Consider the following 12284-nt stretch of genomic DNA (forward strand, 5'->3'; position numbering starts at 1 on the left):
AGGGACTATGGCAGTTTTAGAAGTCATGAAAACAGGGCATCCTGTGTTAAAACAAATAGCAGAACCGGTAGAGTTCGTAAATAAAAAGATTCGTCAATTATTAGATGATATGGCTGAAACTATGTATAAAACAGATGGTGTAGGCTTGGCGGCACCACAAGTCAATGTATCCAAACGAATTATTGTACTAGATGATGGAAATGGCTTAATCGAAGTTATCAATCCAGAAATCGTGAAAAAAGAAGGCTCTCAAGTAGGCTTAGAAGGCTGTTTGAGTGTACCGGAGTTGTTTGGTGATGTAGAACGCTATGACAAAATTGAAGTACATGGTATCAATCGAAATAATAAAAAGATAAAAATTAAGGCAGAAGGCTTTTTAGCTCGTATTTTTCAACATGAAATCGACCATTTAAATGGTATTTTATTTGTGGAAAAGTTAGTGAATCCCAATGAGATTTTTATCCATAAAAAGGAACAACAATAATGAATCCATTACGTATAGTATTTATGGGTACTCCAGATATAGCAGTCCCAACGTTACAGGCTTTAATCGATAGTCCACACACTGTGGTAGGTGTATTTTGTCAACCAGATAAGCCGAAAGGGCGAGGTAATAAACTACAAATGCCACCGACGAAAGAGTTGGCATTAGAGCATGATATTCCTGTGTATCAACCAAAATCCTTGCGCAATGAAGAAGCGAAAGAATTATTACAAGTTTTGGCTCCTGATATTGTGGTAGTCATTGCTTATGGAAAAATTTTGCCTCCTTGGCTTATTCATCAGCCTCCTTTGGGGTGTATTAATCTACATGCTTCTTTATTACCGAAATTTAGAGGTGCAGCACCTATTCAATATGCGATTCTTCATGAAGAGTCAGAAACTGGTATGACTATTATGCATATGGACGAAGGATTAGATACAGGTGATACTCTGCTCATGGAACGCATTCCTGTTACAGAAGAGGATACATCTGGTACAATCTTTACAGCTTTGGCAAAATTAGGGGCACAGATGATTGTACCAGCTGTAGATGCTTTACAATTAGGTACGTTAACAAGAGTCCCTCAAAATCATGAAGAAGCTATTGAAACAGGAAAAATTACAAAAGAGATGGGACATCTTAACTTTACAGAACCAGCACATACATTAGCTGCGAAAATAAGAGCTTTCAATCCCAGTCCTGGATGTTATACATTCTTAGAGGGTAAACGGATTAAGTTTTGGCATGCAAAAGTAGACCCTACCTCCAAGTATGCTCCTGAACATTTACAAGGGGCTTGTGGTTATCCTAAAGAGGGGACAATAGTGCATGTAGATAAAGAGTCTTTCAGTATTTTCACTGGTCACGGGGTCTTACGTGTCACAGAAGTGCAGCCTGAAAATAAAAAACGAATGAATGCAGGTGATTTTGCTCGTGGTCATCAGTTAGCAGTAGGAGCTTGCTTTGGCGATGAATAAATCTTATCGTCTATATTTAACAGTGACGGCTGTGGCAATGCTATTGATTTCCATGGTATGGGGTTGGATAGTCTGGATGATGCATCCTAGCTTATCCCAATGGGGACCTGTTGTCGGGCCTATCGTAGAGAGTGCGCTACTACTACCTATATTGATTGGGTGGTCCATGTGGATATACATGGCATTAGTCACAATGTATTCTATACAACATCCGATTTTATTGCGACTATCCAATCGTGGGTTATATCTTTTATTTCCTTTGGTCACGGTATTAGCTAGATGTTTTGGGTATACAAAGGATGAAGTGAGTCAATCCTTGATTGCGTTAATTAATCATCTCGTGAGCACCCAAGTGTATCGCGTGGAACCAGAACGATTATTATTGCTTACACCGCATTGCATACAATTATCTAGCTGTGTACATAAAGTGACTACAGATGTACATAATTGTAAGCGCTGTGGGGGATGCCAAGTAGGAACCTTGCTAGATATTGCAGATACCTATGGATGTCATTTTGTGGTAGTCACAGGTGGTACATTAGCACGTTTAAAAATTAAGGAAATTCGTCCTCAAGCGATTGTGGCTATCGCCTGTGAAAGAGACTTAGTCAGTGGCATGGCAGATGTATTTCCTATTCCTGTGATTGGTGTCTTAAATGAACGACCTTGTGGTCCTTGTTGTAATACGCGAGTCAATACAGAAGACATTAGACTTGTCATAGAAAGGTTACTCTATGGAAACGAAACAAAAGAAAGAACATAAAAACATTCGGCGCCTAGCTATGAAAGCCTTAGTAGATATACATCGAGATAAGAAGTATGCCAATATTGTATTGCCTCAGTATATGATGCAAGAAAGACTAGAGGATTTAGATCGTAGATTCTTTACAGAATTGGTATATGGTGTGGTGCGACGCAAAAACTACTTGGATGCCGTTATCGTTCACTTTACCAAGAAACCGGTTAAAAAATTATCTCCTTTTGTACTAGAAATTCTTAGACTCGGAGTGTATCAATTGCTTTATATGGATAAGGTACCCTCTAGTGCTGCGGTGAATGAAAGTGTAAAGCTTGCCAAAAAAGTGGCACCTGGTACAGACCGTTTTGTCAATGCTGTGCTTCGTAATGTAGATCGACAGCGCGAAGATATTGGAGTAGATGCTTTAGCCACTTCGGAAGCGGAGAGAATTTCCTATATTTATAATCAACCTTTATGGCTAGTCCGTTTATGGATAGAGCAACGAGGTCTAGAAGAAACAATTGATCTCTGTGAATGGTTCAATGAAACTCCATTATTGACAGCGCGAGTGAATACTTTACGAATTAGTCGGCATGATTTATTAGAAGAGCTTTCACAGGCAAATTGGGTGGTAGAGCCTAGTCATATGATTCCAGATGCAATTATCATCAAATCTCACAAAGGACAATTGCAGGAAGCAAAATGGGTACAAGAGGGATTGATGACATTCATGGACGAAGCCTCTATGGCTGTGGCTTATGCAGTACAACCTAAACAACATATGCATATTTTAGATACCTGTGCAGCGCCGGGTGGTAAAACATTACATATGGCAACCCTTATGGATAATACAGGAACTATCGTAGCTACGGATATTCATGAACATAAAGTAGAACTGTTGCAGGCAAATGCAAAACGCATGAAAATATCTAATGTGCAACCACAGCAAGGGGATGCTACAGTTAAAGAAGAACAATGGAAAGAGTCTTTTGATGCGGTACTAGTAGATGCACCATGTTCAGGACTAGGAATCTTACAGAAGAAATTAGATATGCGTTGGCGAAAAGAGGAATCTCAATTACAAGAATTGCCAATATTACAGCAACAAATATTGCAAAATGCTAGTTCCTATGTAAAAGTAGGGGGACATTTGGTATATTCTACGTGTACTATAAATACATTGGAAAATGAAGGGGTTGTAGAAAACTTTTTACGAGAAAACCCTAATTTTATATTAGAAGATGTGGCTCCCTTGTTGCCGTTTGCAGCAGAAGGTCCTATGGTTACTTTATTACCGCATGTATATGATATGGATGGATTTTTTATAGCCCGTTTACGTAAGGAGAGAGCATGATAGAATTACTTGGCCTTTCATTGCCAGCATTAAGTAAAGTTGTGACAGATGGAGGGTTTCCAAAGTTTAGAGCGAAACAGATTATGGATTATATTTATCAACGTCACGTATTCTCTATGGAAGATATGTTACAGCTTCCACAGACAATGCGGGAATGGCTTGCTACACACTGTACAATTACACTTCCTACGGTGGTGCGAGAATCTACTAGTTCTGATGGAAATACAAAGAAATTATTGCTCAGATTTTCTGATGGGCATCAAGTAGAAACGGTACTGATGAAGCAGCACTATGGGAATTCTGTGTGTTTGTCATCTCAAGTGGGATGTGCTATGGGATGTATTTTTTGTGCATCCACTACAGAAGGCCTATTCCGTAATCTGACGGTAGCTGAAATTGTTGGGCAGTTATTATTGTTTGAAAGTATCATCAAAGAAGAAGTAAACTCCATTGTTGTCATGGGATCTGGAGAACCATTACAAAACTTCGATTATACTATGGAAGCATTGCAATTTATTCATGAAAAAGAAAGCTTTAATATTGGTTATCGTCGAATGACTGTGTCTACCTGTGGTTTAGTACCCAATATTTATCGTTTTGCAGAACTGGAACTACCTATCACATTAGCATTATCATTGCATGCTACTACAGATGAAAAACGAAAAGAAATTATGCCTATAGGGGCGACGTATGCTTTACAAGATGTGCTAGACGCTGTGGCAGAATATTATCGACGGACAGAACGCCGTGTAACCTTTGAATATATTTTAATTAAAGATGTGAATACATCTGAAAAAGAAGCTCATGAACTAGGTAGTATTGCAAAACAATTTCCTCATTGTAATGTCAACTTAATTCCTGTCAATGGAAATGAACATATTAATTTATATAAACCGTCTATGAAAGCAATGCAAGAGTTTAAGTCTATTGTAGAATCCTATGGTGTGTCTGTAACGATTCGTAAGGAAATGGGAGATGAAATCCAAGCAGCTTGTGGACAATTAAAAATACAACATCAACAATCTTTGAAAGAAGGAAGGGTATGATTAGTTTAGGAATTAGTAAAACTGGGCTAGTTCGCCAGCGAAACGAAGATCGCTTTTATGCACAAGGACCGCTGTTAATTGTAGCAGATGGTATGGGTGGATATACTGGTGGAGAATATGCCAGTACTATGGTGGTAGATGCTATTGTAAATGTAGTAGAAAAGTCTAAAGAAGTATCTGCTCATGTATTGCGAAATGCCATACTAGAGGCGAATCATATGGTGTATAGAAAAAGCCAATCCTATAAGGAATTAGAAGGTATGGGAACTACTGCTGTTGTGGCTTATGTGCAAAATAATATTTTATATTGGGCTCACGTAGGAGATAGCCGTTTATATATATATGGCGAAAAAGGTTTACAACGCATGACAAAAGATCATTCTATGGTACAACAGTTAGTAGAAGCTGGAACGATTACAGAAGAAGAAGTTCTTCATCATCCTAATCGGAATATGTTAACTCGTGCGATTGGCGTCTATGAATCGGTAGAAGTCGATACAGGGATGATAGAATTATTTCAAAATGACCGAATCTTACTTTGTAGTGATGGTTTATCTGGTTATATTGAAGAATCCAAGATTGAACAAGTTCTTTCTGAAGAACAAAATGAAAATAGAGCGTTAGAAGATTTAGTGCACCTTGTGTATGATGCGGGAGCACGAGATAATGTGACAATCGTACTAGGACGTATATAAAGAGGTGACTTATGGATAGACTTACATTAGTAGGATTGGTCTTTGACCATCGCTATGAAGTACAGCAAAAAATAGGTGTTGGCGGCATGGCCGACGTATATCTTGGAAAAGATACATTGTTAGGAAGACCTGTGGCCATTAAAATTTTGCATCAAAATTTTGGTAGTGATCAAGATTTTGTGGCTCGGTTTAAGCGAGAAGCGCAAGCTGCTGGTAAATTAAATCATCCCAATGTTGTTAGTATGTATGATGTAGGCTTTGATCAAGGCTTTCATTATATTATTATGGAATATGTATCTGGATGTACATTGAAAGAGTATATTCAACATCATGGTAATCAAGTATCTGTGCAAGAGGCTGTAAAAATAGTAGTAGCTATTGCAGAGGGCTTGGAGCATGCACACATGATGGGCATAGTACATTGTGATATAAAACCGCATAATATTTTAATTACAGATTCTGGCCGTATCAAAGTAACTGACTTTGGCATTGCTCGTGCAATTAATACAGCAGCTACGATGATGTATACAAATTCAGTAATGGGATCAGCTCATTATATTTCTCCAGAACAAGCTAGTGGAAAAAGTATTAATGTGAGTACAGATATTTATTCATTAGGGGTTGTGCTTTATGAATTATTAACGGGAGAAGTTCCTTTTAGAGGAGAGACACCAGTTAGTGTAGCCTTACAACATGTACGTGATCGAGTATTGGCACCACGTATTAAGAATCCACAGATTCCAGCACAGTTAGAGCAAGTTGTTTTGACAGCATTAGAAAAAGAACCTGGTAAGAGATTTGGTTCTATTTCTGAGATGATTCAAGCTTTACGGATGTCTTTAGGTTATCGTGGTAGTACTTCGACACGACCATTACAGCATGACTTTGCTACACAAGTATTACCTCCTATGGAGACAGACACTATGGAAGATGAGGCTGATTCACAAGAAGGAATATTGGCAAAACTTGGAAACTTACCACAAAAATATGTCATTGGTGGTGCTGTTTTTGCCTTTTTGCTTGCCTTTTTATGGGCCTTCTTGAGTTTTGGTAACTTTTGGAGTAATTCCACAGTAGATGTGCCAAACGTGGTGGGCAAACAATTAAGTGTGGCTACACGATTGTTGGAAGAACGACATCTTCGAGTCTCTAGTTCAGAGGTAACTAACTCTGATGTACCTGCAGGGCAGGTTATTTCACAGAGTCCTGAGCCAGGTGAAACAGTAAAAGAACAACGGATGGTTCATTTGGTGGTTAGTAAAGGTGCTGGTGATATAACAATACCAGATCTACAAGGGATGAGTTTTGATCAGGCAAGAGAAAAGTTGAAAGCCTTAGGCCTATCAATTGGTAAGATATCCTATGTAAGTGACACTAGTAAAGATGATGGAGTTATTATTAGTCAAGGCTTACAGCCAGGCGGTAAAGCCTCTAAAAATGCAACCGTAGATATTACGATTAATGAAACAAAATCTACCATGGTAGAGATACCTAATGTAGTGGGTATGACAATAAAAGAAGCTAAAGAAGCATTGGGAAATTTAGGATTAAGCATTAGTAAAATAGCAGGCTCTAATGAGGATTCTGCAATTGTAACTGAAGTGAGCCCAGCACCAGGATCTTCCGTAAAACGTGATGAAAGTATTTCTTTAGTAGGCCAAGCAAAAGATACCAAAAAAGATACTACTAATAGCAAACAAAATGGTACTACAAAAGGTGTAGTAGATATAACAGTGCCAAATGGACGTGCCTCTCAGCATATCAAACTAGTAGTTATTGATGACGATGGAGGACGTGTTGTCTATGATGGTACTAATGCGCCTGGAGATCGTATTGTGAAAAGCGTATCAGGATCTGGAAATGTACGAGTACAGGTGTACTTAAATAATGCATTAGTGCAAGAGCAATCCTTATAGGAGAAACTATGAAACAAGGTGTTGTAATTAAGAATATGAATGGCTACTTTTATGTGCAAACTCCAAGTGGAGATGTACATGAATGTAAGGTTCGAGGGCGATTAAAGAAAGAACGATATTCCCTCTTAGTGGGAGATACGGTCAATATTACAGAAGATGGATGGATTGATTCTATCGAAGAGAGAAGAAACTCATTACGTAGGCCAGCTATTGCCAATATTGACCAAGTCATTGTAGTAGTAGCCGCACGAGAGCCAGATATTCATCCTTTATTATTGGATCGTTTATTAGTGATGATTCATCATAGTCATATACCTCCTATCCTAGTGATTAATAAATATGATTTGCATACAGAAGACACGGTAAAACTGAAATCCATCTATGAAAAGATCGGTTACACTGTACTGTGTACATCAACGTATACTGGTGAAGGGATTGATGAGTTACGCCATGTATTACATGGTAAAATCAGCGCCTTCGCCGGCCCTTCGGGGGTAGGTAAAAGTAGTTTGCTCAATGCAGTAGATCCGAATTTTGCCTTTCAAACAGGAGCTGTTAGCGATAAGATTAAACGTGGTCGCCATACGACGCGCCATGCCTCTTTATACAGCTTAGATGAAAGTTCCTTTATCATGGATACACCAGGATTTTCAGCTCTAGAGCATACAGGAATGACTATAGAAGAGTTAGTGCATACATTCCCCGAGTTTGGTGACCATGATAGGGGATGCAAGTTTAGTCCTTGTTCCCATAGTCATGAACCTATTTGTTCTGTGAAAGATGCCTTAGCTAATGGGCAGATTAGTGAGCAACGATACCAATCCTATTTGACGATTAAATCAGAACTTGAAGATCAAAGGAGACGATAAAATGATTCAAATTGCCCCATCTATGTTATCGGCAGATTTTTCTAATTTGCGAGAAGATATTCGTACTATCGAAGAAGGTGGTGCTGACTTATTACATATTGATGTGATGGATGGACATTTTGTGCCAAACCTAACATTTGGTGCTCCTGTGGTAAAAGCATTGCGTCCACATACGAAATTGCCTTTTGATGTACATTTAATGGTAGAAAATCCAGGTGATTATGTAGAAGAGTATGCCAAGATAGGTGTGGAGTATTTCACCTTTCATTGGGAAGCTGTGCCACATGCGCATCGTTTGATTCAAGCTATCAAAGCAACTGGTATGAAAGCAGGCGTTTCTTTAAATCCATCTACGCCAGTTTCCTTACTGGAAGATATTGCAGAAGATTTAGATTTAATTTTAATTATGAGTGTAAATCCAGGATTTGGCGGCCAATCGTTTATTCATAATGCAGTAAAAAAAGTAAAGCAAGCTCGAGAACTATTGGACTCGGTAGGCAATACAAAAGCTGTTGTAGAAGTAGATGGTGGTATTAACTTGGAAACAGCTCCATTAGTGCGTGAAGCAGGGGCTACTCTATTAGTAGCTGGTTCTGCTGTATTCGGAGCAGAAGATAGAGCGATGATGATTGCCAGATTACGAGGCTAAGATGATTCGAGTAGGTACAGATATCATAGAAATTCATCGTATGGAACAAGCGATTGAACGGGATACTTTTTTACAACGAATATTTACAGAATACGAACGAAACTATGCGTGGGGACGTAACAAACAAGCAGCAGCATCCTTTGCGGGCATCTTTGCGGCGAAAGAAGCTTGTGTAAAAGCCTTGGGGACAGGATTTCGCCACGGTTCTTGGCAGGATATTGAGATTACTCACGATGCATGGGGGGCACCTGTCCTTACTTGTACAGGCTATTTTGGACAACAAATGAAAGCCTTAGGATACGAAACGTTGCAAGTTTCTATTAGCCATTGTCATGAATATGCTACGAGTACTGTCATTGTATATTAGAGGATAGACCGATGCGACTATTAACACCAAAGCAAGTTAACATAGTAGATCAATATATTGAAAGTTTAGGACTTCCAGTATCTCATTTAATGGAACAAGCGGGACGATCTGTTTTTGAGGTAGTACATAGATACATACAAGAAATAAAGGGGCCAAAGGGAGTTATGTTTCTTTGTGGCATTGGCAACAACGGTGGTGATGCCTTAGTGGCAGCACGCTTGCTAACAGAAGTTCCTGAAGTGACTCCCTATGTTATTGTATGTGGGAATCCAAAAGAAGGGTCTCCTTTGTTTCAACAACAATGGAAGGTGGTACATACTCTAGAAGATACGATTACGATTGTGCCTGATGAGATGATGCAGTCTAATGGAAATCTAATACCCTCACATATATTACAGGATGTAAGTATTGTGGTAGATGGCGTGTTTGGCACAGGATTTCATGGTGAACTACCCAAACGAATACGATCTATTTTTGAACAATGTAAAGAATGGCGTTCTTATAGTGATACTAGAACATGTATTGCCATCGATATTCCTAGTGGGGTTAATGGTCTGACAGGTAGTGCAGATATATCTTCATTTAAAGCAGATGAAACGATTACATTATTAGCCCCTAAAGTAGGAATACTTTTCTATCCGGGAAGACAATGTGTAGGACATATGAGTATAGGCAGTATCGGATATCCTTTTCCGCATCATGCATTGCGGAAGTCTGATCATAATTGGCCCGAAATCTATTGGAACAATGCAGATTCCTTGTATGTAGAGCCTCGTTCACCTATTGCTCATAAAGGGACCAATGGTCATGTCTATATTGTGGGTGGTTCGCCGGGGATTTATGGGGCACCCATATTAAGTGCTGAAGGAGCTTTACGCAGTGGAGCTGGAAAAGTCACTATTCTGTCTGGTATAAATGAGTTAGATGCGTTGCGTTCCTTGAGTCGTCCTGAAATGATGATTCGTGATAGTAGCGATATAGAACAACTAGATGGGAATAGCACAGTAGTCATTGGCCCTGGTGGTGGCAGAAGCAATAGTGAGAAGAAACATTTACTTCAATGGATACAATCTGTTACAGGTAGCCATATGGTACTTGATGCAGATGGGCTTATAGCTATTGCTAGTGATCTATTGCTATTGAAGTATCGCGCCTATGAATTAGGAAAAGATGATTATATTATTGTACTGACACCGCATTTAGGTGAATTTTCTGTTCTTACAGGAAAAAGTATAGAAGAGCTTAACAAAGATCCTATTGGATATGCTAGCGAATTTGCGAAAGAATACGGTGTATATGTTGTCCTAAAAGGACAACCAACGATTCTTGCCACTCCATTTGGTAAAATATATCTAACAACGACAGGTAATCCCTATATGGGAACTGGTGGCATGGGTGATGTATTAGCTGGTGTGATTGGTTCTCTGTTGAATCAAGAGCAGGATCCAATGAATGCTATTAATGTTGCTGTGTATGCCCATAGTCGAGCCGGAGATATAGCACTCGATGATTGTGGTCCAGGATTTACTCCTACAGAAGTGGCACAGCGAATTGGTCGAGTATTACCCTCTATGGATGGATATGTGCGAATGATACCTCTGTGATAATACGTAGAAATTAGAAAGTACTTCAAAATGAAAAAATCAATATATAAATATCTACTCTTGTTAGGTGTGTTGGTAGTATCACTACTTAGTCTATTGGGCTGTGGAAAAGAACTTTCACAGGCGAATGCAAATGTTGCAAAGACAGAGGTCAGTCAATCTACGCAAGCACCAACTGGTACTATGAAGGTCCATGTACTGGATATCGGACAAGGAGATGCAATTTTACTCCAAATTGGAGATAGATTTTCTATGATTGATACAGGAGATATTGAACATAGACCGCAAATTGTTGCATTGTTGAAAAAATATGGAGTAAAAGAACTGGAAAATGTGATATTGACACATCCTCATGCCGATCATATTGGTGGTTTCTATGCCATCGCTAAAGCAATCCCTATTAAACATGTCTACGATAATGGCATCGACATCGATAGTGGTACCTATAGAACCTATTTGAAAACGATAGAGACAAAACAGATTCATCGTGAAACACTTCATAAAGGTGATTGGTTAGATTTAGGTAATGGAGCATATTTTGAGGTCTATGCCCCTTGGAGTGGAGACGTGATGACCGATAAAAAAGGTGAAGTTCATCAAAATAATAACTCCATTGTTGGTAAATTGACATTTGGTAAGTTTTCTATGCTTATGACTGGTGATGCGGAAAAAGAAGAAGAAGCACGCCTTATTAAAGAGCAAAATACAAAAATGTCTAGTAAAGTCTTAAAAGTTGGACACCATGGTAGTAATGGTTCTAGTCAAAAAGATTTTATTCGGTCTGTTCGACCAGAAGCAGCTGTTATTTCTGCAGGTTTACATAATTCGTATGGACATCCTGGTGAGAAAGCTATGGCACGCTTATTGGAAGAACATGTAGATATTTATCGTACAGATACGATGGGGACTGTTACCATTCGCACAAATGGTACAGACTATGATATTCAACGAGAACGATAATAGAGTGTACTATATAAGGATCTAAATTAGGGGAGGTATAGAAATGAAAAACATTTTAATTGTAACAGGTCATACCCACGAAGAAAATTCTGTGGCAAACAAAGAGATTCTCGCGTTGCTTAAAGAAAGATATCCTAAGGCTGAGTTTGATCGTTTGGAAATGCTCTATGGAGATTACAAAATCAATGTAGAAGCAGAACGAGAAAAGCTCTTATGGGCGGATACGTTCGTGATTCAGTCTCCTCTATTTTGGTATTCTTTAACATCTTTGATTATGAGATGGTTTGAAGAAGTGTTTACCTATGGTTGGGCCTATGGAGCAGACACCTATGCAGTAGCTGGTAAGGATATGGTTGTTGGCCTTACCGCTGCTTGTGGTAATGATGAATATGCGTTGCATGGTGATAAAGGCATTACTATAGATGAAATCTTTAAAACCTGTGAAGCTACTTGTAAGTTCTGTAAAATGAATTTTAAAGGTGGTGTTTTCACTGGCAATATGCTGTATACAGGTGAAGATGTACAGCTACAAGTGATTCATAGACAAGCAAAAGAACACTGTGATCAATTAGTTCAGTATATAGACGCTTAAGTGCGCCATAGGATACATACTATTGCGATATA

Annotated in this window: 13 protein-coding genes; all 13 read left to right on the plus strand. The window is 38.9% G+C overall.

Translation table 11 applies throughout. From position 1 onward, the window contains the following. Window positions 1-7 precede the first annotated feature (7 nt). The 13 genes from def to HMPREF3032_RS04665 are packed head-to-tail and all read left to right on the plus strand — an operon-like array spanning window position 8 to window position 12252. Window positions 8-484, plus strand: coding sequence for a peptide deformylase (gene def, locus HMPREF3032_RS04605; RefSeq protein WP_009353453.1), 477 nt, complete (start codon window positions 8-10; stop codon window positions 482-484). After that, a complete protein-coding gene (gene fmt / locus HMPREF3032_RS04610; protein WP_062402418.1) occupies window positions 484-1461 on the plus strand; it encodes a methionyl-tRNA formyltransferase in 978 nt (325 codons plus the stop codon). The genes def and fmt overlap by 1 nt, the downstream gene beginning before the upstream one ends. Further along, entirely contained in the window at window positions 1454-2224 is a 771-nt protein-coding gene (locus tag HMPREF3032_RS04615; RefSeq protein ID WP_009353455.1) for a DUF116 domain-containing protein, read from the plus strand. Before fmt ends, HMPREF3032_RS04615 begins: the two co-directional genes overlap by 8 nt. Next, the gene (rsmB, locus tag HMPREF3032_RS04620) at window positions 2196-3554 is read left to right on the plus strand and encodes a 16S rRNA (cytosine(967)-C(5))-methyltransferase RsmB (protein WP_062402421.1); all 1359 of its coding nucleotides are present in this window, start codon (window positions 2196-2198) and stop codon (window positions 3552-3554) included. The genes HMPREF3032_RS04615 and rsmB overlap by 29 nt, the downstream gene beginning before the upstream one ends. Further along, window positions 3551-4600: a dual-specificity RNA methyltransferase RlmN gene (rlmN, locus tag HMPREF3032_RS04625; protein ID WP_009353452.1), complete on the plus strand. Its 1050-nt coding sequence runs from the start codon at window positions 3551-3553 to the stop codon at window positions 4598-4600. The genes rsmB and rlmN overlap by 4 nt, the downstream gene beginning before the upstream one ends. After that, on the plus strand, window positions 4597-5295 hold the full coding sequence (locus HMPREF3032_RS04630; protein ID WP_062402425.1) for a Stp1/IreP family PP2C-type Ser/Thr phosphatase: 699 nt from the start codon (window positions 4597-4599) through the stop codon (window positions 5293-5295). Before rlmN ends, HMPREF3032_RS04630 begins: the two co-directional genes overlap by 4 nt. A gap of 11 nt (window positions 5296-5306) precedes the next feature. Further along, window positions 5307-7211 carry a Stk1 family PASTA domain-containing Ser/Thr kinase gene (pknB, locus tag HMPREF3032_RS04635; protein WP_062402427.1) on the plus strand — a complete coding sequence of 635 codons (1905 nt, stop codon included), beginning with the start codon at window positions 5307-5309 and terminating at the stop codon, window positions 7209-7211. Window positions 7212-7219: 8 nt separating this feature from the next. Then, on the plus strand, window positions 7220-8080 hold the full coding sequence (gene rsgA, locus HMPREF3032_RS04640; protein WP_062402429.1) for a ribosome small subunit-dependent GTPase A: 861 nt from the start codon (window positions 7220-7222) through the stop codon (window positions 8078-8080). 1 nt (window position 8081) lies between these two features. After that, window positions 8082-8729: a ribulose-phosphate 3-epimerase gene (rpe, locus tag HMPREF3032_RS04645; protein ID WP_062402431.1), complete on the plus strand. Its 648-nt coding sequence runs from the start codon at window positions 8082-8084 to the stop codon at window positions 8727-8729. Between the two features lie 4 nt (window positions 8730-8733). Continuing rightward, window positions 8734-9096, plus strand: a complete 363-nt coding sequence (gene acpS / locus HMPREF3032_RS04650) for a holo-ACP synthase (protein WP_062403426.1) — start codon at window positions 8734-8736, stop codon at window positions 9094-9096. Between the two features lie 11 nt (window positions 9097-9107). Further along, window positions 9108-10700, plus strand: coding sequence for a bifunctional ADP-dependent NAD(P)H-hydrate dehydratase/NAD(P)H-hydrate epimerase (locus HMPREF3032_RS04655; RefSeq protein WP_062402433.1), 1593 nt, complete (start codon window positions 9108-9110; stop codon window positions 10698-10700). A 30-nt stretch (window positions 10701-10730) separates the two neighbouring features. Next, the gene (locus HMPREF3032_RS04660; RefSeq protein WP_062402436.1) at window positions 10731-11660 is read left to right on the plus strand and encodes a ComEC/Rec2 family competence protein; all 930 of its coding nucleotides are present in this window, start codon (window positions 10731-10733) and stop codon (window positions 11658-11660) included. A gap of 43 nt (window positions 11661-11703) precedes the next feature. Beyond that, entirely contained in the window at window positions 11704-12252 is a 549-nt protein-coding gene (locus tag HMPREF3032_RS04665; protein WP_062402439.1) for an NAD(P)H-dependent oxidoreductase, read from the plus strand. Window positions 12253-12284: the final 32 nt, after the last annotated feature.

Source organism: Veillonella sp. DNF00869 (assembly GCF_001553345.1).
Classification (GTDB): Bacteria; Bacillota; Negativicutes; order Veillonellales; family Veillonellaceae; genus F0422.